Source organism: Halomonas sp. I1, assembly GCF_032334135.1.
Classification (GTDB): Bacteria; Pseudomonadota; Gammaproteobacteria; order Pseudomonadales; family Halomonadaceae; genus Halomonas.
Genome location: NZ_JAVXUS010000003.1, coordinates 48,433 through 68,875 on the forward strand (window position 1 = coordinate 48,433; position 20,443 = coordinate 68,875).

A 20,443-nucleotide genomic window follows, 5' to 3' on the forward strand; every position below is an offset into this window, starting at 1 on the left:
ACTCCGATGCGTTGTTGTTGTCGGCTTACAACGTGCAAGTGACCTTGCGCAGGTGCCGTGGCTGGTCCGGGTCGCTGCCCCTGGCCTCGGCGAGTTCTGCCGCCATTCGATAGAAGCTCTGAATCACCGACAGCGGTTGCAGGTCCTCGTGGCCGGCATCGCTCAACGTCAGATGGCGTCGAGCCACCGTCTCGTCGGCGGCCAGCAGTACCCGGGCGCCGAGTTCGCCGAGCCAGTCGGCGAGCTCCAGCAGCCCGGCCTGCTCGGCGCCGGGCGGCGCGAATACCAGCACCGGATAGCCTGTTTCGACCAGGGCCATGGGACCGTGACGTACCTCGGCGCCGCTGAACGGCTCGGCCTGGATCGCGCAGGTCTCCTTGAACTTGAGGGCCGCCTCCTGGGCCACCGCCAGGCCGGCACCGCGCCCGATCACCATCAGGCGGTCGGCATCGGCAAGCGTCTCGACCGCCTCGCTCCAGTCCTGATCGGCTGCCCGGCTCAGGCATTCCGGCAAGGCATCCAGGGCGGCCAGCAAATCTCGGTCCTGGGTCCAGTGGGCCAGCAGCTGGGCGGCGGCGGAGAGCGTCGCCAGGTAGCTCTTGGTAGCCGCCACGCTGCGCTCTTCGCCGGCGAACAAGGGCACCTCGACGTCACTGGCCCGACCCAGCGGCGATTGCGGCGTGTTGACCAGCGCCAGGGTGCGCGCACCGCCCCGCGACAGCGCCTCCTGAGTGGCGACCAGGTCCGGACTCTGGCCGGACTGCGAGATCGCCACCGCCAGTTGCCCGTCGAGGCGCCAGGGCGCCCTGGCCAGCGTCGACAGCGACGGCGGCAGCGAGGCCACCGGAATGCCCAGACGCTTCATGCAGAGATAGGCAAAGTAGGCCGCCGCGTGATCGGAACTGCCCCGGGCCACGGTCATGCCGCCGGTCGGCGGCCCCTCGCGGAGTTGCGCCCCCAGCGACGCCAGCACCTCGGCGTTGCGCAGCAGTTGACCGCGAATGCGTTCCGGGGCATTGCGCGCTTCTTCAAGCATCAGTGACATGAGCGTCTCCTTCGACGACGAGCCGGCCGCCGACATGGACGGCTCTCAGGTTCAAGCGGGAATCCAGTTCCACCAGATCGGCATGGGCCCCCTCGGCCAGACGACCGAGGTCATGGCGCCCCAGGAAATCGGCGGGATAACGGGAAAGTCGGTGGGAGGCCTCGGCCAGCGTCTGGCCGAGACCGACCAGGTTGCGCAACGCCTGATCCATGGTCAGGGTGCTCCCCGCCAGGGTGCCATCGGCCAAGCGCACGCCACCCAGACACTTGGTGACCGCCTGCTCGCCGAGGCGATATTCGCCATCGGGCATACCCGCCGCGGCAGTGGAGTCGGTCACCGCATAGAGATGCGGGATACAGCGCAGGGCGGCGCGAATGGCACCAGGATGTACGTGCAGCAGATCGGGGATCAGTTCGGCGTATTCCGCATGCGCCATGGCCGCCCCGACCATGCCGGGCTTGCGGTGATGCAGCCCGGACATGGCATTGAAGAGGTGGGTGAAGCCGCGAGCGCCATGCTCCAGCGCCGCCACGCCCTCCTCATAGCTGCCCAGGGTATGACCGACCTGCACGCGAACGCCTCGCTCGCTGAGCTCACGGATCAGCGTCAGGTGACCGGCCAGTTCCGGTGCCAGGGTCAGCAACACGATCGGTGCCAGCCGGCGCAGTTCCTCGACGTCCTCGAGCACACCGGGCCGGGCGTGGGACGGCTGGGCACCGAGCTTGCCCGGATTGATGTAAGGGCCTTCCAGGTGTACCCCCAGCACGCGACTGGCTTCCGGGTCCGGTGCCTCCAGATAGGACCCGACATCCCCCAGCACGCGCCGGGTATCGCCATCCGGCGCCGTCATGGTGGTGGCCAGCAGGCTGGTGGTACCGAAGCGCACATGCGTGCGCGCCACCGTGGCCACCGCCGTACCGCCTTCCATGACATCGGCACCGCCCCCACCGTGCACGTGCAGGTCGATGAAACCCGGCAGCAGGCGCGGCAGGTCGTTGTCCTCGGGATCGACCGGCTCCCCGTCGATGCGGCTGATGCGCCCGTCGTGCCAGTGCAGCTCGCCGAGCCGCCAGCCGTCGGGTGTCAGGATGTTGCCGTAACGCATGGTATCTCCCGGTGTTCTCTCGACATCAGATCTCGACGTCGGGTCTCAACGTGTCAGCTCGACAATGAAGTCGTAATAGTCGGTACGGCAGTAGGTGACCGTCAGCTCCGCCGGCGTGCCGTCGGCCAGATAGCCCTGACGGGTCACCTTGAGCAGCGCCTGGCCCTCCGGCACCTCGGCCAGCCCCGCCAGTTCGGCGTCGGCATTGACCGCCGTGACGTGCTGTAGGGCCCGCGCCACCGGCCGCCCCGCGTCCTCCAGAAAGGCATACAACGAGTCTTCCACCTTCTGGGGATCACCGAGTACCGACTGCGGCAGGCAGCTCTCCTCCACCGCCATCACTACGCCATCGGCCAGTCGCAGGCGCTTGAGACGCGCGACGCGGGCATCGCCGCCCAGGCCGAGGCGCAGGCTCTCGTCGGCCGAGGGAGCGGCCAGACTTCGTGACAGCCAGCGCGAACGTGGCGTGAAACCACGCTGGGTCAGCATTTCGGTGAAGCTCGCCAGGCGCGTCAGGGGTTGGTTGAGGCGTGGCGTAATGAAGGTGCCGGACCCTCGGGTACGGCGGATCAGCCCGCGCTCGGCCAACCGGTCCAGGGCCTTGCGGGCCGTGATCCGCGAGACATCCAACGACTCGGCCAGGGCCCGCTCGGAGGGAAGGGCCTCGCCGGCCTGCCAGGCGCCCTCCTCGATGGCGTCTTCCAGCCGGCTCGCCAGCTGGTGGTACAGCGGCGTGGACAGGTCGGGGTCGAGTCGCAGTTGTTGAAATCGACGATCCATGGTCGCTCTCGTGACGTATCGATATAGGACCAATATAGACCAACAACAATACCAATCAAATACCACTTGTCTTATACCTTGGTCCCCCAACCCTCGCTAAACAGCGTGATGCCCCCCCCTCACGGTGGATCAGCCTCGCTGGATGGCACTATCCGCGAGGGCCCTGCGCCGTGATTGGCGTGGGCCGGCGGAATCCGTATAGTGGCTCCCTTATCCCGCCATTCGATCGTTATCATGCTGCAGAACAACTCGGCGCTTGCTCAGCTCAAGCAACAGATTCGCGACAACACGCCTCGAGTCGAAGGCGTGATCAAGGCCACCGAGCGTGGCTTCGGCTTCCTCGAAACCGAGGATGGCACGTCCTACTTCGTGCCACCGCCCGCCATGAAGCAGGTACTGCATGGCGACCGGGTCGAGGCCGTCCTTCACGAGGAAGGCGAGAAGACCTCGGCGGAGCCGGATACCCTGATCGAGCAGGGGCTGGAACGTTTCATTGCCCGGGTCCGCAAGCGTGATGGTCGCCTGGCAGTGATTCCCGACCACCCTTCGATCAGCAATGCCCTCAAGGCACGCGTCAAGCGCAGCCTCGACGAAGCGTCGCTGGACGAGGGCGACTGGGTCGTGGCTCGCCTCGTGCGGCACCCGCTCAAGCCGGACGACCGTGCCTTCTTCACCCAGATCGACGAGCTGGTCACCAAGCACGACAATCCGGCCGCCCCCTGGCGCGTGACCCTGGCTCGCCATGCCCTGGAACAGGCCAGCCCAGAGGCCGGTGATGACTGGCCGCTGCACGATGAAGGCCTTCAGCGCGAAGATCTTACCGAGGCGCCCTTCTTCACCATCGATGACGCCAAGACCCGGGACATGGACGACGCCCTGCGTATCGAGCCCCGGGACAATGGAGGCTGGCGCCTGACCGTGGCCATCGCCGACCCCACCGCCTATGTCGTGGAAGGCGATGGCGTCGACCTGGAAGCACGCACCCGCGCCTTCACCGTCTATTTGCCCGGACAGAACGTCACCATGCTGCCGGAACGCCTGGCCGACGACCTCTGCTCGCTGTGGGAAGGCCAGGACCGCCCTTCCCTGGCCTGCGCCCTGGATGTGGAGGCCGACGGCTCGCTCGGTGACTATCGTTTCTTCGCCGCGACGGTCCGTTCCCATGCGCGACTGGCCTATGACGACGTCTCCGACTGGCTGGAAGGCCAGGGCCAGTGGAAGCCCGAGGCAGGCATCGGCGAGCAGCTCGAAGCACTACGCGATCTGACCGAGGCACGAACCGCCTGGCGCGCCGAACATGCCCTGGTCTTCAAGGACCGACCGGACTACGTCTTCGACCTGGACGATGCCGGCAATGTGCTGAACATCCGCACCGAGCAGCGACGCATCGCCAACCGCATGATCGAGGAATCGATGATCGCGGCCAATGCCTGCTGCGCGCATCTGCTGGCCGAGCATGTGGGCCATGGCATCTTCAATGTCCACCGCGCCTTCGAACCGGAAAAGGCCGAAGCCGCCCGCGACTTCCTGGCCGACCAGGACATCGAGGTCGCGCTGGAAGCGCTCACCGAGCTGCCACGCTACAAGGAGCTCAAGCGAGAGCTGGAAGGGCGTGACGACCCCTGGCTCGATGCGCGACTGCGCCGCTTCCAGGGCTTCACCAGCATGTCCGCCCGCCCCGGTCCGCACTTCGGTCTTGGCTTGGCGGCCTATGCCACCTGGACCTCGCCGATCCGCAAGTACGGCGATATGGTCAACCACCGCCTGATCAAGCGCGTACTAAAGGGAGAACAGGCCCCGGCAGAAGCCAGCCTCGAGCTCACCGAGCAGTTGACCGAACGCCGTCGCCTGAACCGCATGGCCGAGCGCGACGTCAAGGACTGGCTCTATGTTCGCTACCTCGGCCCGCACGCCGAATCCGGCGACGCCTTCGACGCCGAGATCATCGCCATCAACCGCGGCGGCATGCGGGTGCGCTTGACGGCCAACGGCGCGACCGCCTTTGTGCCCGCCCCGCTGATGCACAGCGACCGGGACAAGGTGGTCATCGACGACAAGGAAGGCCGCATCCAGATCGAGGGCGAGGAACGCTTCAAGCTCGGTGACCCGGTCCGGATCGCCTTGACCGAAGCCCGCGAGGAGACCCGCTCGCTGGTCGGCCGACCCGCCGACTGAGCGAACGCCTCTCGCCCGATGCGACACGAACGGCGGCCCTCGGGCCGCCGTCTTGTTTTCGGCTGTCGTCGAACTGTCGTAAATGATGCCTAGGCTGGGGACAGGTATCGGCATTCCGGGAGGGTCCCTTGCATCTCGTCGACGTCACCATGTTCCACGCCCCCGCCAGCGGCGGCGTGCGTACCTACCTGAGCGCCAAGCACCACTGTCTGTCCATCCACGACAACATCCGCACCAGCCTGCTGGTACCCGGCGCCGAGCGCGATGCCCTCGGTGGCCTGCATACCCTGCCCGCCTTGCGACTGCCCCTGGGCCAGGGGTACCGCTTTCCCTTGCGCCGTCGCCCCTGGCAAGACGCCTTGGCGGCCATGTCCCCCGACCTGATCGAGGCCGGCGACCCCTATGTCACCGCCTGGGCCTCCCTGGAAGCCGGACAGCGACTCGGCGTGCCGGTCGTGGGGTTCTATCACTCCGACCTGCCACGCCTGATGGGGGATCGCTTTGGCGGCGCAGTGAGGCATCGGCTGAAAAAGTATGTGGCCGATCTCTACGGGCGGTTCGACAGCGTGATGGCCCCCTGCCGGGCCATGGCCGAACGCCTCGAGTCATGGGGCGTGGAAGGGGTACGAACCCAGCCCCTCGGCGTAGATCTGGAGACCTTCCGACCGGACCGTGCCGATCCAGACCTGCGCGCCAACCTCGGCCTGTCCGACCAGACCCGCCTGCTGGCCTTCGCCGGCCGCAACTCCCGGGAAAAGAATGTCGATGTGCTGCTCCAGGTGATGCAAAGACTCGGCTCCCCTTACCACCTGCTGCTGATGGGGCCGGGCATGCCGACCCGGGTTCCCGACAATGTCACCGTTGTGCCCCGCTGCTGCGACAGCCGCGAGGTGGCCCGCACCCTGGCCAGTGCCGATGCCATGATTCACGCCGGTACCCGGGAAACCTTCGGCCTGGTGGCACTGGAGGCCATGGCCTGTGGCTTGCCGGTCGTCGCCGCCCGAGCCGGCGCCTTGATCGAGAATGTCCCGCTGGGCGGTGGCATTCTCTGCGAGCCGCTGGATGCGGCGGACATGGCCCGGGCGGTAGAAGAACTGTTCCTCAACGACGTCGAAGCGAGTGGTCGGCACGCGCATCGTTACGTCGAGCGCCGCTTCGGCTGGAAGAACGTCATTGACGGCCTGCTCGACCACTACACGACCCTGACACCCGGAGCGGACGAGTCCGGCCTTTCGCGGCATGGCTGAGCGACTGGCTCGACCGCGCAGGGAACGCAGCCTGCTGGCCCGCTGGGGCTGGCTGGGGCTGGCCCTGTCCATGGCCCTGGTGGTGCCCTGGTTGCTGGGCGGCGAGAACGTCGTCGATGTCCTGGTCGAGTTCCCGATCGACATGCTGGGCCTGATGCTGGTCATGACCATGACCTGCTGGAACCTCAACGCCCTTCGTCTGCGTCTGCTGCTGGACGGCCGCGCCGGCCGACTCGGCCAGGGCGAGGCACTGGCCATCGAGATGGCCGCCAAGTTCGCCCTCTGCGCCACCCCCGGCGGCAGCGGCGGTGCCGTCACCTTGCTGGCCCTGCTGGCCAGGCGCGGTTTCTCGCCGTCGCGGGGATCGGCAATCTTCCTGGTCGACCAGGGCTGCGACATGCTGTTCTTCCTGGCGATACTCGGCGTGCTGGCAAGCATCTCGCTGGGCGGCAATGTGGTCTGGCCCCACCAGGGGCTGCTGGCCATCGCCATGCTGGGCCTGGTCGGTCTCATGCTGCTGGTCGGTCTGTCGATCCTGAGACTCCCCCGGCTACTGCGCCAACGCCCGAGCCTGTGGTTACGACGCCTGTCTCCCCGCCGTCGCCGCTGGCTGGCCCGGCGACTCATCGGCTGCCGTCGTGCATTGATCGCCACACTCTGCCTGCCACCCACCCGGCTGGCGGCCATCCTTGGCCTGTGTGCGGCACACTGGCTACTGCGTTATAGCCTGCTGTACCTGGCCGTGCTCGGCGTGGGCGGCCAGGTGGAGTGGGCCTGGACCTTCCTGACCCAGATGCTGGCCATGGCAGCCAGCCAGGTCAGCATCCTGCCCGGCGGTGCCGGTGCCGCCGAACTCGGCGTCGGCGCGCTGTTGATGCCACTGATGCCCGCCACTCAGGCCGCCGCCGCCGTGGTCGTCTGGCGGTTGGTCACCTACCATCTCTATCTGCTGGCCGGCGCGCCAGCCTTCGCACTCCTGATGGGTCGCTGGCTGCGGCACTCGACAAGCCCCTCCCGATGACGACTCGTAGTCAACGCCGCCTTGTGGCATCGTGTAAGCTAAAACGAAAGTAGCGGGTCTCAACCCGCCGATGACTACGCAGGGAAGCGCTCTCTTCTATGGCCAGATACTGGGGACTCGGTGGCAAGTCCACCCTGACACTGCTGCTGGCGTGTCTCGTTGCCCTCGTGCCCGCCTTGTTGATCGCCTGGCAGGCACTTGATGACGTACGACGCCACTTCGCCTCCGGCTACGCCGAGCAATACACGCTGCTCCACATGCAGCGGATACTCACGCCTGTCTCACGGGATCTGGCACTATCACGACGCCTGGCCGATTCGGTGGTCACCCGGGAATGGCTGGACAATCCGCACGACCCTGCCCTGCGCGAGAGATTCTTCGATGAGGCAAGCGGCTATCGCCGCCAGTTCAGTGGCGATGCCTACTTCATCGTCGACCACGCCAGCGGCGACTACTACTACAACGACGGCCAACGACCGTTCAGCACCGAACCTCGCTACCGCCTGTCACCGGACGACCCGGCCGATGCCTGGTATGGCGACGTCGCCGATGACATGGGCTCCTACAGCATCAATGTCAGCCGAGACCAGAAGCTGGAACTGACCAAGGTATGGCTCAACGTCAAGATCCGTCGCAACGGAGAGCTGCTGGGACTGACGGGCGGTGGCATCGACCTGGGGCACTTTCTCGATCGTTTCATCCGTGATAGCCCAGCGGGCATCACGCCGATGATCGTCAATGCTCAGGGCGAGATCCAGGCGCACCCGGAGCGGCAACGGGTGGCCATCGGCCGTCATGTGGCCGATCAGGACATGACCCAGCGACGCATCCAGTCACTGCTCGATGACGAGGCGTCTCGAGACCGACTTCGGTCCGCCCTGCAAGAGACACGGCGGCATCCGGGCGGCGTGGAGACATTCGAGGCGACACTGGAGGGTGAACCTCGCCTGGTCGCCGTCGGTTATCTCCCAGCACTCGACTGGCTGCTGGTCAGCGCCCTTGATCTGCGTGCGGCTCCCTTGCTCGGCGACCACTGGCTGTGGCCGATGACGGCCACCCTGGCCTTGATTCTGGCGCTCTTGATGGTTGCCTTTTCCTACGCGACCGAACGTCTCATTCTCGGCCCCCTGCGCCGACTGCAGCGTTCCGCGCGAGCACTTGCCAACGGCGACTTCGACCATCGGCTTCCCACCGAGCGCCACGATGAAATCGGCGAGTTGTCACGCGACTTTACCCACATGGCGCGTCGTATCGAGCGTCATACTCAGGATCTCGAAGACAGGGTCCAGCAGCGCACCCAGGCCCTGGTCCAGGCCAACAACGAAATGGCCGAAGCCAGGCGTCAGGTCGATGCCTCCCTGGAGTACGCCAGCATCATCCAGCGGGCCATCCTGCCAAGCCGCCAGCTACAGGCGAAACTGCCCGGCCGTCACGCCGTACTCTGGCGCCCCAGGGACAGGGTCGGTGGCGATATCTACGTCTTCCACGCCACCGATCGCGGCTACCTCATGGGCATCATCGACTGCGCCGGTCATGGCGTACCCGGCTCGCTGATGACCATGCTCGCCCGCGCGATCATCGACAACGCCATCCTGAGAGTGGGCCCCGATGATCCGGCCGCTCTGCTCAACGAAACGGATCGACAGAATCGTGCCACCCTGCACAGGGATACCCTGCCGACATCCATCGCCACCAACATGGATGTCGGCCTGGTGTGGGTAGAGCCCGATCTCGAACGCTTGACCTTTGCCGGCGCCAAGATATCGCTCTACGCCAGCGACGGCGATGGCATCACGAGTTATCCCGGCGGCAAGCGCGCCCTGGGGCAGAAACGGGCCATGACGTACCGCAACGAGGTGCTGCCACTGCGCCGTGATTCAACCTACACCCTGTGTTCCGACGGTTTCCTCGATCAGGCCGGCGGTGAGCACGGCTTCGGTTTTGGCAACACGCGCTTTCGCGACATGCTGCAACGCCATGCCCGTGCTCCCCTGTCCGACCAGATCGCCGCCTTCGAGGCAGAGCTGGAGCGCTATCGTGGTGAACTGCCTCAACGCGATGACATCACCATGCTATGTTTTCGTTTCCATGCCATATCACCGGCTCCCCCGAACAGCGAGCGATGACCACTCGACCGCATCCTGACCGAAAAGAGAGGAAGCGTCATGGATCTACTGAACCTGCGCGACACTTACCTGCAACAGCACATCATGCTGTGCTTCAACGGCCCGATATCGCGCAGCCTCATCGAAGAAATCGGCAATGCCCTGCGCAACTACATGAATACGCAGGAAACGGCACCTTCCGCGGCCATGGATGTCTTTGCGGTCTACATAGAAATGACCCAGAACATCCGGCATTATGCGCGCCAACAAGGCTATGACGATGAAGCCGCCACTGCCACGGTGGCCGTGGCACGTGACGACCAGGGCCATTACCTGGTCTCGGCCGGCAACCTGGTGGAAATCGATGACGGCCGGCGTCTCGTCGATACCGTGGAAGGCCTGTCCGGACTCGATGCCAGCGAACTGAAGCGGGCCTACAAGCAACAGCTTCGTCGACCGCGTGACGAGAGCAATCCCAGCGGCGCGGGGCTCGGTCTGCTCGACATGGCCCGCAAGTCGACCCAGCCCCTTCAGGCCTCGCTCGAGCCACTGTCCTCGGGCCGCGCGTTCTTCAGTCTGACAGCCACCATTTAATCGGTCTCGACCCATGCACCAAGATCTGAACATTCCCGGAAGCCAGTCCACCCCCTTGATTCAGAGCGACTGGCAGGCTGGCCGACTCCACCTGCAGGGAGACTCTTATCCGGAGAACTCCTATGAGTTGTTCAGCCAGGTCATCGACTGGACCGAAGCCTTTCTCGCTCAGGCCTCACATCCTCTCGACCTCGACCTCGAGCTCGTCTACCTGAACACTAGTTCGGTCAAGGCGATGATGGACATCTTCGACCTGCTTGAGGACGCTCATCAGCAAGGGCGAGACGTCAGCGTGATCTGGCGCTACGACCCCCGCAACGAGCGCATCGCCGAGCTGGCCGAGGAGTTTCGCGAAGACTGTACCTTCGTCTTCACGATCACCCCCGGGCAGACGCCGGCATGAATGACCCGGAGGCAGTCGCATGAAACACCAGGAACCACCGTTGCTGGAACACGTCGAGGCCTTGCTGGCAGAACCGGCCAATCGCGACCATCCGTTGCATGATGCCCTCGAACGGCTGTTTCATCATCACCTCGAGCAGCAGGACAGACTCGAGCGCCTGATCTCCATTGCCGATGGTTTTCAGCAAAGCGCCCACGCAGACCTCAACTCGACCCGAGATCAGCTCGAGCGCCAGTTGAAACGCCAGCGCAAGCTGTCACGCATTGCCGATCGCTATCAATCGTTGCTGCGCGAACGCAACCTGGCATTGAAGGCAGCGTCCGCTGTCGACCCGTTGACTGGCCTCGCCAATCGCCGACGCCTGCACGAACAACTCGAACAACTCACGGCAACGAGCTCCCGCCATCACCGCCCCTTCACCCTGGCAATGGTCGATATCGACCACTTCAAGCGTGTCAACGACTATCACGGGCACGGTGTCGGTGATCGAGCACTGGAAATTCTGGCCAGCACACTGCAGGACAGCCTGCGCGCCTCCGACCATTGTGGCCGCTGGGGTGGAGAAGAGTTCCTGCTGCTGTTGCCGGAAACACCGCTTCCCCAGGCAACGTCGCTGATGGAACGTCTCGGCGAGCGGCTACGCGGACTGAAGATTCCCGTCGAGGCCAACATCAAGATCACCCTGACCGCCAGCATCGGGGTCGCCGAACATCGTCCCGAGGATGATATCCAGGCGACCATCCAGCGTGCCGACCAGGCCCTGCTGGCGGCCAAGCGCGAAGGACGCGATCGCTGGCGTGCCGCCGAGTGACAGGCACCCTCCACAACGAGAAAAGGGCACCCGGAGGTGCCCTTTTCCCTTTTACTGCATCGAAAGACGACGCCTCGGCTTACCAGCCAGCGGCATCCTTCAGTGCATCGCCGATCTCGGCCAGTGAGCGCACGGTTTTCACACCCGCAGCTTCGAGAGCACCGAACTTCTCGTCGGCGGTACCCTTGCCACCGGCGATGATGGCGCCGGCGTGGCCCATGCGCTTGCCGGGAGGCGCGGTAACCCCCGCAATGTAGGCGACCACCGGCTTGGAGACGTTCGCCTTGATATAGGCGGCCGCCTCTTCCTCAGCGGTACCACCGATCTCGCCGATCATCACAATCGCTTCGGTCGCCGGATCCTTCTCGAATTCCGCCAGGATATCGATGAAGTTGGAGCCCGGGATCGGGTCGCCACCGATACCCACACAGGACGACTGGCCGAAACCGTGATCGGTGGTCTGCTTGACGGCCTCGTAGGTCAGGGTGCCGGAACGCGAGACGATGCCGACCTTGCCTGCCTTGTGGATGTGGCCGGGCATGATGCCGATCTTGCACTCGTCAGGAGTGATCACACCGGGGCAATTCGGACCGATCAGGCGAGCACCCAGCTCATCACATTTCACCTTGACGTCGAGCATGTCCAGGGTAGGAATGCCCTCGGTAATGCAGACGATCAGCTTGATGCCGGCATTGGCAGCCTCGAGGATGGAATCCTTACAGAACGGAGCCGGCACGTAGATCACGCTGGCCTCGGCGCCGGTCTCCTCGACCGCTTCCTTGACGGTGTTGAACACCGGCAGGCCGAGGTGCTCCTGGCCGCCCTTGCCCGGGGTCACGCCGCCGACCATCCGAGTGCCATAGGCGATTGCCTGTTCGGAATGGAAGGTCCCCTGGCCACCGGTGAAGCCCTGGCAGATGACCTTGGTGTTCTTGTCGATGAGGATGCTCATTACTTGCCCTCCGCTGCCTTGACGACCTGCTGAGCCGCATCGGTCAGGCTGGTAGCAGCGATGATGTTCAGACCGCTGGAGGCCAGTTTCTCGGCACCCAGCTCGGCGTTGTTACCTTCCAGACGCACCACGACCGGGACATTGACGCCCACTTGCTCGACAGCGCCGATGATGCCTTCGGCGATCATGTCGCAGCGCACGATACCGCCGAAGATATTGACCAGCACGGCCTTCACGGAGGTGTCGGACAGAATGATCTTGAAGGCTTCGGCGACGCGTTCCTTGGTGGCACCGCCACCGACGTCGAGGAAGTTGGCCGGCTGGCCGCCATGGAGCTTGATGATGTCCATGGTACCCATGGCCAGGCCCGCCCCATTGACCATGCAACCGATGTTGCCTTCCAGGGCCACATAGTTCAGGTCCCACTTGGCGGCATCGGCCTCGCGCTCGTCCTCCTGAGAGGGGTCACGCATGGCCTGCAGGTCCGGATGGCGATAGAGGGCATTACCATCGAGGTTGACCTTGGCGTCGAGGCAATGGAGGTTGCCTTCCTCGGTGATCACCAGCGGGTTGATCTCGAGCAGTGCCAGATCCTTGTCGTGGAACAGCTTGGACAGCCCCAGGAAGATCTTGGTGAACTGCTTGACCTGGTTACCGGACAGCCCCAGCTTGAACGCCAGTTCGCGGGCCTGATATGGCTGAGCCCCGACCAGCGGGTCGATCTCGGCCTTGAGGATCTTCTCGGGCGTCTCCTCGGCGACCTTCTCGATCTCCACGCCACCCTCGGTGGAGGCCATGAAGACCACGCGCTGCGTGCCACGATCGACCACGGCGCCCAGGTAGAGCTCATCGGCGATATCGGTGCAGTTCTCGACCAGGATCTTGGCGACCGGCTGGCCCTTCTCGTCGGTCTGGAAGGTCACCAGGCTCTTGCCCAGCCACTGCTCGGCGAAGGCCCTGGCATCCTCGGGGCTCTCGACCAGCTTGACGCCGCCGGCCTTGCCGCGGCCACCGGCGTGCACCTGGGCCTTGACGACCCACTTGTCACCGCCGATCTTCTTGCAGGCTTCCGCCGCCTCTTCGGGGGTGTCAACGGCAAAGCCCTTGGACACCGGCAAGCCGTAATCGGCAAACAGCTGCTTGCTCTGATACTCGTGAAGGTTCATCGATTCATGCCATTGGTTGCATGTGACTCGAACGGTAACCTCGCCAGCACTCGCGTGGCGCGACGTTCAGGCTACCACCGCTCCCTTCCGGTACATCGCCGGAAGGGATGCGCCGCCTTCGGAAGGAGTGACAGATTGCCTCCTTCCACAAGCGGCGCTTCTTGTCTTACTTACGCTTCTTGCGATTGGCCATGTGAATGGCATGGCCACCCACCGCCAGCGCGGCTTCGTGCACCGCCTCGGAGGTGCTCGGATGGGCGTAGCAGGTCAGCGCCAGATCCTCGGCACTGGAGCCGAACTCCATGGCGATCACGCCCTGAGCGATCAGTTCACCGGCATGCTGGCCGAGGATATGCACGCCCAGCACGCGGTCGGTCTCGGCGTCGGCAACGACCTTGACCTGACCGTCCGGCGCGTTGTTGGCCAGAGCACGGCCATTGGCGGAGAACGGGAAGGAGCCAGTCTCCACCTTGATGCCGGCGGCCTTGGCATCCTGTTCGGTCATGCCGACCCAGGCAACTTCCGGCGCCGTGTAGATAACGCTCGGGATGGCATCGTAGTTCATCTCTGCCTTGTGGCCGGCGATGATGTCGGCCACCATGACGCCCTCCTCGGAGGCCTTGTGGGCCAGCATCAGGCCACGTACGCAATCACCGATGGCATAGACACTCGGTACGTTGGTACGGCATTGGTCATCGACGCTGATGAAACCGCGCTCGTCCAGATCGATGCCGACCCCATCAGCGATCACGCCCTTGGTGTAGGGACGACGACCGACACAGACGATCAGCTTGTCGAACGTGATCTCCTGTTCGCCCTTGGCATCGGCATACTTGACCACGACCTCGTTGCCCTTGACCTCGGACCCGGTCACTCGAGCACCGAGCTTGATGTCCAGCCCCTGCTTCTTGAACAGTTTCTGGGCATCCTTGGCGATGGTCTTGTCGACCATCGGCAGGAAGTCATCCATGGCCTCGAGGATGGTGACCTCACTGCCCAGGCGGCTCCACACGCTGCCGAGCTCCAGGCCGATCACGCCGGCACCGATCACGCCAAGACGCTTCGGCGCTTCCTGGAATTCCAGGGCACCGGCGGAATCGACGATGAGATCCTCGGTGAGCGGCGTCGGGGGAATTTCCACCGGCACGGAACCGGCAGCGACGACGATGTTGTCGGCCTCGTAGGTCGTGGCCTTGCCATCATGGTCGGTCACTTCAACCTGCTTGTTGCCGGTCACCTTGCCGGTACCGTCGATGGCGGTCACGCCGTTGGCCTTGAACAGCGCGCTGATACCACCGACGTTCTTGGCGATCACCTGCTCCTTGAACTCGAGCATCTTGGCGATGTTCGGCGTGGGCGCCTCGATGTCGATGCCGATTTCCTCGAAATGGTCACGCGCCTCGACGAACTTGTGAGACGACTCGAGCAGCGCCTTGGACGGGATGCACCCCACGTTCAGGCAAGTGCCGCCATGAACGGTCTTGCCTTCCTTGTTGACCCACTTCTCGACGCAGGCGGTCTTCAGGCCCAGCTGGGCGGCCCGAATGGCGGCGACGTAGCCGCCGGGGCCCGCACCGATGACGATCACATCAAACTTGTCAGCCATGTCGGCTCCTATCGTTGCTCTTCGCTGAGAGGCTCGTTATCCCGCGGCTCAGATATCCAACAGCAGACGCGCCGGATCTTCGAGCAGTTCCTTGATGGTCACCAGGAATTGCACCGCGTCCTTGCCATCGATCATGCGGTGATCGTATGACACGGCGAGGTACATCATGGGGCGCACTTCGACCTTGCCGTTCACTGCCATGGGGCGCTCCTGGATCTTGTGCATGCCCAGGATCGCGGTCTGCGGCGGGTTGAGGATCGGTGTCGACAGCAGCGAGCCGAAGATACCGCCATTGGTGATGGTGAAGGTACCGCCCTGCATCTCGTCGATACCGAGCTTGCCGTCTCGTGCCCGCTTGCCGAAGTCGACGATGCCCTTCTCGACATCGGCGATCTTCATGCTGTCGGTGTCACGCAGCACCGGCACCACCAGGCCACGGTCGGTGGAGACGGCCACGCCAATGTCCTGGTAGCCGTGATAGACGATATCGGTGCCGTCGATGGAGGCGTTGACGTCGGGGAAACGCTTGAGTGCCTCGGAGGCCGCCTTGACGAAGAAGCCCATGAAACCGAGCTTGGTGTCGTGGGCCTTGAGGAAGGTCTCCTTGTACTGGGCGCGCAAGTCCATCACCGCGCCCATATCCACCTCGTTGTAGGTGGTCAGCATGGCGGCGGTCTGCTGGGCCTGCACCAGGCGCTTGGCGATGGTCTGGCGCAGCCGGGTCATCGGCACGCGTTTCTCGACACGCTCGCCCTCGACGGCCGGCGCCGCCGCGGCAGCCTGTTTGGCAGCACCGCCGGAGGACTTGGCCGCTTTCTTGGCGGAACCGTCCTTCACGGCTTTCTGCACGTCTTCCTTGAGGACGCGCCCGCCCTTGCCGGTGCCTTCGATCTTGTTGACATCCAGATCGTGTTCGGCGACCAGCTTGCGTGCCGCCGGCGCGAGGATCTTGTCCCCGACCTTCTCGTCGCTCTCGCCATCGTCGGCGGATGCCGGTGCCTTTTCCTCGCCCGCATTCGACGCGGCATCGCCACCGGCGCCTTCGCCGAACAATGCCAGCACGGCCTCGGACTCGACCTGGCTGCCTTCTTCGGCCTTGATCTCGGTCAAGGCACCATCGGCAGGTGCCACCACTTCGAGCACCACCTTGTCAGTCTCGATCTCGGCCAGGACCTCGTCACGCTTGACGGCTTCGCCGACCTGCTTGTTCCAGCTGGCCACGGTGCCTTCCTGGATGGATTCGGGGAAGGTGGGAGCCTTCACCTCGTGTTGAGCACCACCGGCAGCAGGCTTGGCATCGGCCGTCGCACCGCCGGCATCACCCTCTCCGGCGGCCGGTTCGCTGGCCTCGGACTTGCTCTCGTCCTGAGCTCCGCCGCTCGCCTGACCTTCCCCGAGGCGCCCGAGGACCTGCTCGGACTCCACGGTATCGCCTTCTTCCGCCAGCACTTCGCTCAAGGTGCCAGCCTCGGGTGCGACGACCTCGAGCACCACCTTGTCGGTTTCGATCTCGACGATCAGTTCGTCACGCTCGACGCTCTCGCCCGGCTTCTTGTGCCAGGCGGCCACGCTGCCTTCGGCAACGGATTCCGGAAAGGTGGGTGCCTTGATCTCGGTAGCCATGTCGTTTCCCTTGTGTGTTCTCTCTCGTCCCGGTGGCTCGCCTCAGAGGTTGAAGGCGTCTTCCACCAACTGGCGCTGCTGTTCGGTATGCACGGACATGTAGCCCGCTGCGGGGGCGGCGGAGGCCGGGCGACCGGCGAACTTGAGCCGTCCGCCCAGCCCAGCCTTCAGGCGCTCGACAGCAATGCGCATGTGATGCTGGCTCGGATACCAGGCGCCCTGGTTCAGCGGTTCTTCCTGGCACCACACCACATCGGTGGCATTGGTATAGTCCTTGATCGCCTCGAAGAGCTCTTCCTCGGGGAAGGGATAAAGCTGCTCGAGCCGCAGGATGGCCACGTCATCGCGGGCATTTTCCTCGCGCCAGTTGGCCAGGTCGTAGTAGACCTTGCCGGCACACAGGACGATGCGCTCCACCTTGTCGGCGTCACGCTTGCCCTGGTCGGGCAGCACCATCTGGAAGTGGCCATTGGCCAGCTCGTCGAGATTGGATGTGGCTTCCTTGTGGCGCAGCAGGCTTTTGGGCGACATCACGATCAGCGGCTTGCGCAGCTTGCGAATCACCTGGCGGCGCAGCAGGTGGAAGATCTGCGCCGGCGTGGTCGGCACGCACACCTGCATGTTGTGCTCGGCGCACAGTTGCAGGAAACGTTCCAGGCGCGCCGAGGAGTGCTCCGGCCCCTGCCCTTCGTAGCCATGGGGCAGCAGCATGGTCAGGCCACAGAGCCTCTCCCACTTGGTCTCGCCGGACGAGATGAACTGGTCGACCACCACCTGGGCACCGTTGAAGAAGTCACCGAACTGAGCTTCCCAGACCACCAGATCATTGGGTGCCGTGGTGGAATAACCGTACTCGAACGCCAGCACGGCTTCTTCCGAGAGGAAGGAGTCGTGGATGGTGAAGGCAGGCTGCCCTTCGGAAAGGTGCTGCAACGGCACATAGGTGGTGCCATCGTTCTGGTTGTGCACCACCGCATGACGGTGGGAGAAGGTCCCGCGGCCACTGTCCTGGCCGGTCAGGCGTACCGGGTGCCCTTCATCCAGCAAGGTGGCATAGGCCAGGGTCTCGGCGAAGCCCCAGTTCGCCGCCATGCCGCCGGCCTGCATCTTGCGACGGTCGTCATAGATCTTGGCGACCTGGCGCTGGACGGCGACACCATCCGGGATGGTGCACATCTTCGCCGCCAGGGCCTGCAGATGCTTCAAGTCGACACTGGTGTCGGTGAAGCCGGACCACTCGTGCCCGAGGTAAGGCTTCCAGTCGACGAACAAGGCCGTGTTGGGCTGTTGCACCAGGGCATTGGCCACATGGTTGCCGGCCACCAGGTCGTCCCGGTAGGTATCGACCATGGACTTGATGTCATCTTCGCTGAGCAGCCCTTCGCCCACCAGGCGCTTGGCATACACTGCCCGAGAAGAGGCATGGTCCTTGATCTTGCGATACATCATCGGCTGGGTGCCGGACGGCTCATCGGCCTCGTTGTGGCCGCGCCGGCGATAGCAGACCAGGTCGATGACCACGTCCTTCTTGAACTGCTGGCGATAGTCCAGGGCGACCTGGGTGGCATGCAAGACGGCATCCGGGTCGTCGCCATTGACGTGGAAGATCGGCGACTGGACCATCTTGGCGATATCGGTGCAGTACTCGGTGGAACGCGAATCCTCCGGGTGGGACGTGGTGAACCCCACCTGGTTGTTGATCACGATGTGCACCGTGCCACCGGTACGGTAGGCGCGGGTCTGGGACATCTGGAATGTCTCCATGACCACGCCCTGACCGGCGAAGGCCGCGTCACCGTGAACATTGATCGGCAGCACCTTGCCGCCATCCGCATCGTCGCGGCGGTCCTGGCGAGCCCGCACCGACCCTTCGACCACCGGAGCGACGATCTCCAGGTGAGACGGGTTGAACGACAGCGCCAGGTGAACTTCACCTCCAGGGGTCATGACGTTGGAACTGAACCCCTGGTGGTACTTGACGTCACCGGAGCCACGCTCGACCACCTTCTTGCCGTCGAATTCGTCGATCAGCTCGGAAGGATTCTTGCCGAGGATGTTGACCAGCACGTTGAGCCGGCCGCGGTGGGCCATGCCGATGACGACTTCCTTGGTGCCGTAGCCGCCACTGCGCTGGATCAACTCGTCCATCATGGGGATGAAGGACTCCCCGCCTTCCAGACCGAACCGCTTCGTCCCTGGATACTTGGAGGCCAGATAGCTTTCCAGCCCCTCGGCAGCGGTCAGACGCTCCAGCACATGCTTGCGCACATCCTCGCTGAACCTGGGGGCGCTGCGCACCGACTCGAAACGTTGCTGCAGCCAGCGTTTCTCCTCGGTGTCGACGATATGCATGATCTCGCAGCCGATGCTGCGGCAGTAGGTCTGCTGCAGCGCCTCGACGATCTCCTTCAGCGGTGCCTTGTCGGCTCCCAGGAAGAACGAACCGGTCTGGAATTCGGTGTCCAGGTCGGACTTGGAGAGCTGGTGGAAGGAGAGGTCGAGATCGGGAACGGGCGTCGGGCTACGCAAGCCCAGGGGATCGATATCGGCCTTCTGGTGTCCGCGAACGCGGTAGGCGTTGATCAGCTGCAGGACCTTGACCTGCTTCTTGTTCTCGCCACTGCCGGACGAGGCGGCCTGCGCGGTACGCCGCTGCTGGCCTAGCTGATAGAACTGTTCGCGGGTAGGGGCAAGCGGAACGTCGTGGGTGGCGCTGCCGTCGGGTCTCGGCAGTGTATCGAAGTACTCTCGCCATTCGTCGGGAACGGCCTCGGGATCATCCAGATACTGCTCGTAGAGCGCTTCCACGTAGTGGACATTACTGCCACTGACGTGAGAGGAGCGCCACATCAACTCCATTATGCCTTGTTGCATCTCTCGGTCACCCTGCACTGATGGGGTGGTTCGGCATCGCACGGCTCATCCGTGACGACATCGGTGGCGGCCAACGATGGTGGACCCGCCCTTGATTTCGATGGCCAAAAGCCGGTGCACAGGGCACCGGCTTTCGACGAATCACCGGGTCAGGGCTGCGACGATACGCCGCAACTCAGGGCCGGTGAGTATGATAACAAGCCGCGGGCCTCGATTTAAGTGGCATTCGCCAGCAACATCTCGCGGATCTTGCCGATAGCGCGTGTAGGATTGAGTCCCTTGGGACAAACCGCCACGCAATTCATGATGCCCCGGCAGCGGAATACGCTGAACGGATCCTCGAGTTCGGCCAGGCGTTCACGGGTGGCTTCATCACGCGAGTCCGCCAGGAAACGATAGGCCTGCAGCAGCCCGGCCGGCCCGACGAACTTGTCCGGATTCCACCAGAAGGACGGGCAGGACGTCGAGCAGCAGGCGCAGAGGATGCACTCGTAGAGGCCGTCGAGCTTGTCGCGATCCTCCGGTGACTGCAGCCGCTCGATGGCCGGCGCCGGGTTATCGTTCTGAAGATACGGCTGAATGCGCTCGTACTGCTGGTAGAACAGGCCCATGTCGACCACCAGGTCACGGATCACCGGCAGACCGGGCAGCGGGCGCAGCGTCAGCTTGCCCTTCTTGACCACCTCGGAAAGCGGTGTGATGCAGGCCAGGCCATTCTTGCCGTTCATGTTCATGCCGTCGGAGCCGCACACCCCTTCACGGCAGCTACGACGAAAGGCCAGGCCGTTGTCCTGTTCCTTCACCATGTGCAGGACATCCAGGACCATGATGTCACGGCCCTGAGTGTCGATCTGGAACTCCTCCATGTACGGGGCGGAGTCCGTTTCCGGGTTGTAGCGATACAGAGATACCTGAAGCGTGGACATCGTGACTCCC

The 20,443-nt window shown here is 64.2% G+C and carries 16 protein-coding genes; 7 read left to right on the forward strand and 9 right to left on the reverse strand.

Annotation, left to right across the window (positions count from 1 at the left end):
• Window positions 1-25: 25 nt before the first annotated feature.
• From RSO41_RS05690 to RSO41_RS05700, 3 genes are read right to left on the reverse strand one after another with little or no spacing between them, the layout of a single operon-like run.
• A complete protein-coding gene (locus RSO41_RS05690) occupies window positions 26-1,045 on the reverse strand; it encodes an SIS domain-containing protein (protein ID WP_315618107.1) in 1,020 nt (339 codons plus the stop codon).
• Complete coding sequence (locus tag RSO41_RS05695) at window positions 1,029-2,150, reverse strand: N-acetylglucosamine-6-phosphate deacetylase (RefSeq protein ID WP_315618108.1); 1,122 nt, start codon at window positions 2,148-2,150, stop codon at window positions 1,029-1,031. Before RSO41_RS05695 ends, RSO41_RS05690 begins: the two co-directional genes overlap by 17 nt.
• A gap of 45 nt (window positions 2,151-2,195) precedes the next feature.
• On the reverse strand, window positions 2,196-2,930 hold the full coding sequence (locus tag RSO41_RS05700; protein ID WP_315618109.1) for a GntR family transcriptional regulator: 735 nt from the start codon (window positions 2,928-2,930) through the stop codon (window positions 2,196-2,198).
• A gap of 234 nt (window positions 2,931-3,164) precedes the next feature.
• Here RSO41_RS05700 and RSO41_RS05705 point away from each other — a divergent pair, with 234 nt between their 5' ends.
• The 7 genes from RSO41_RS05705 (at window position 3,165) to siaD (ending at window position 11,286) form a co-directional block, all read left to right on the forward strand.
• Window positions 3,165-5,105, forward strand: a complete 1,941-nt coding sequence (locus tag RSO41_RS05705; protein ID WP_315618110.1) for an exoribonuclease II — start codon at window positions 3,165-3,167, stop codon at window positions 5,103-5,105.
• A gap of 128 nt (window positions 5,106-5,233) precedes the next feature.
• The gene (locus RSO41_RS05710) at window positions 5,234-6,352 is read left to right on the forward strand and encodes a glycosyltransferase family 1 protein (protein WP_315618111.1); all 1,119 of its coding nucleotides are present in this window, start codon (window positions 5,234-5,236) and stop codon (window positions 6,350-6,352) included.
• On the forward strand, window positions 6,345-7,373 hold the full coding sequence (locus tag RSO41_RS05715; RefSeq protein WP_315618112.1) for a lysylphosphatidylglycerol synthase transmembrane domain-containing protein: 1,029 nt from the start codon (window positions 6,345-6,347) through the stop codon (window positions 7,371-7,373). The genes RSO41_RS05710 and RSO41_RS05715 overlap by 8 nt, the downstream gene beginning before the upstream one ends.
• Window positions 7,374-7,471: 98 nt before the next feature.
• A complete protein-coding gene (gene siaA, locus RSO41_RS05720) occupies window positions 7,472-9,499 on the forward strand; it encodes a biofilm regulation protein phosphatase SiaA (protein ID WP_315618113.1) in 2,028 nt (675 codons plus the stop codon).
• A gap of 39 nt (window positions 9,500-9,538) precedes the next feature.
• Window positions 9,539-10,072, forward strand: a complete 534-nt coding sequence (gene siaB, locus RSO41_RS05725) for a biofilm regulation protein kinase SiaB (protein WP_315618114.1) — start codon at window positions 9,539-9,541, stop codon at window positions 10,070-10,072.
• Window positions 10,073-10,085: 13 nt separating this feature from the next.
• On the forward strand, window positions 10,086-10,475 hold the full coding sequence (gene siaC / locus RSO41_RS05730; protein WP_315618115.1) for a biofilm regulation phosphoprotein SiaC: 390 nt from the start codon (window positions 10,086-10,088) through the stop codon (window positions 10,473-10,475).
• A gap of 19 nt (window positions 10,476-10,494) precedes the next feature.
• Window positions 10,495-11,286 (forward strand): biofilm regulation diguanylate cyclase SiaD, encoded by a 792-nt coding sequence (gene siaD, locus RSO41_RS05735; protein WP_315618116.1) that lies wholly within the window; start codon window positions 10,495-10,497, stop codon window positions 11,284-11,286.
• A 79-nt stretch (window positions 11,287-11,365) separates the two neighbouring features.
• On the opposite strand, the gene sucD is transcribed toward siaD, so the two are convergent.
• From sucD to RSO41_RS05765, 6 genes are all read right to left on the reverse strand, one after another.
• Window positions 11,366-12,238, reverse strand: coding sequence for a succinate--CoA ligase subunit alpha (sucD, locus tag RSO41_RS05740; RefSeq protein ID WP_315618117.1), 873 nt, complete (start codon window positions 12,236-12,238; stop codon window positions 11,366-11,368).
• On the reverse strand, window positions 12,238-13,404 hold the full coding sequence (gene sucC / locus RSO41_RS05745; RefSeq protein WP_315618118.1) for an ADP-forming succinate--CoA ligase subunit beta: 1,167 nt from the start codon (window positions 13,402-13,404) through the stop codon (window positions 12,238-12,240). The genes sucD and sucC overlap by 1 nt, the downstream gene beginning before the upstream one ends.
• A gap of 166 nt (window positions 13,405-13,570) precedes the next feature.
• Window positions 13,571-15,010, reverse strand: a complete 1,440-nt coding sequence (lpdA, locus tag RSO41_RS05750; protein WP_315618119.1) for a dihydrolipoyl dehydrogenase — start codon at window positions 15,008-15,010, stop codon at window positions 13,571-13,573.
• A 48-nt stretch (window positions 15,011-15,058) separates the two neighbouring features.
• The gene (gene odhB / locus RSO41_RS05755) at window positions 15,059-16,633 is read right to left on the reverse strand and encodes a 2-oxoglutarate dehydrogenase complex dihydrolipoyllysine-residue succinyltransferase (RefSeq protein WP_315618120.1); all 1,575 of its coding nucleotides are present in this window, start codon (window positions 16,631-16,633) and stop codon (window positions 15,059-15,061) included.
• Between the two features lie 42 nt (window positions 16,634-16,675).
• Window positions 16,676-19,507 (reverse strand): 2-oxoglutarate dehydrogenase E1 component, encoded by a 2,832-nt coding sequence (locus RSO41_RS05760; protein ID WP_315618121.1) that lies wholly within the window; start codon window positions 19,505-19,507, stop codon window positions 16,676-16,678.
• A gap of 215 nt (window positions 19,508-19,722) precedes the next feature.
• On the reverse strand, window positions 19,723-20,433 hold the full coding sequence (locus tag RSO41_RS05765) for a succinate dehydrogenase iron-sulfur subunit (protein WP_315618122.1): 711 nt from the start codon (window positions 20,431-20,433) through the stop codon (window positions 19,723-19,725).
• Window positions 20,434-20,443 lie beyond the last annotated feature (10 nt).

Excerpts from the sequence above, each read along its gene's own strand:
- RSO41_RS05690 (WP_315618107.1), bottom strand. The coding sequence starts at position 1,045 with ATGTCACTGATGCTTGAAGAAGCGCGCAATGCCCCGGAACGCATTCGC.
- RSO41_RS05695 (WP_315618108.1), bottom strand. The coding sequence starts at position 2,150 with ATGCGTTACGGCAACATCCTGACACCCGACGGCTGGCGGCTCGGCGAG.
- RSO41_RS05700 (WP_315618109.1), bottom strand. The coding sequence starts at position 2,930 with ATGGATCGTCGATTTCAACAACTGCGACTCGACCCCGACCTGTCCACG.
- RSO41_RS05705 (WP_315618110.1), top strand. The coding sequence starts at position 3,165 with ATGCTGCAGAACAACTCGGCGCTTGCTCAGCTCAAGCAACAGATTCGC.
- RSO41_RS05715 (WP_315618112.1), top strand. The coding sequence starts at position 6,345 with ATGGCTGAGCGACTGGCTCGACCGCGCAGGGAACGCAGCCTGCTGGCC.
- siaA (WP_315618113.1), top strand. The coding sequence starts at position 7,472 with ATGGCCAGATACTGGGGACTCGGTGGCAAGTCCACCCTGACACTGCTG.
- siaB (WP_315618114.1), top strand. The coding sequence starts at position 9,539 with ATGGATCTACTGAACCTGCGCGACACTTACCTGCAACAGCACATCATG.
- siaC (WP_315618115.1), top strand. The coding sequence starts at position 10,086 with ATGCACCAAGATCTGAACATTCCCGGAAGCCAGTCCACCCCCTTGATT.
- siaD (WP_315618116.1), top strand. The coding sequence starts at position 10,495 with ATGAAACACCAGGAACCACCGTTGCTGGAACACGTCGAGGCCTTGCTG.
- sucD (WP_315618117.1), bottom strand. The coding sequence starts at position 12,238 with ATGAGCATCCTCATCGACAAGAACACCAAGGTCATCTGCCAGGGCTTC.
- sucC (WP_315618118.1), bottom strand. The coding sequence starts at position 13,404 with ATGAACCTTCACGAGTATCAGAGCAAGCAGCTGTTTGCCGATTACGGC.
- lpdA (WP_315618119.1), bottom strand. The coding sequence starts at position 15,010 with ATGGCTGACAAGTTTGATGTGATCGTCATCGGTGCGGGCCCCGGCGGC.
- odhB (WP_315618120.1), bottom strand. The coding sequence starts at position 16,633 with ATGGCTACCGAGATCAAGGCACCCACCTTTCCGGAATCCGTTGCCGAA.
- RSO41_RS05760 (WP_315618121.1), bottom strand. The coding sequence starts at position 19,507 with ATGCAACAAGGCATAATGGAGTTGATGTGGCGCTCCTCTCACGTCAGT.
- RSO41_RS05765 (WP_315618122.1), bottom strand. The coding sequence starts at position 20,433 with ATGTCCACGCTTCAGGTATCTCTGTATCGCTACAACCCGGAAACGGAC.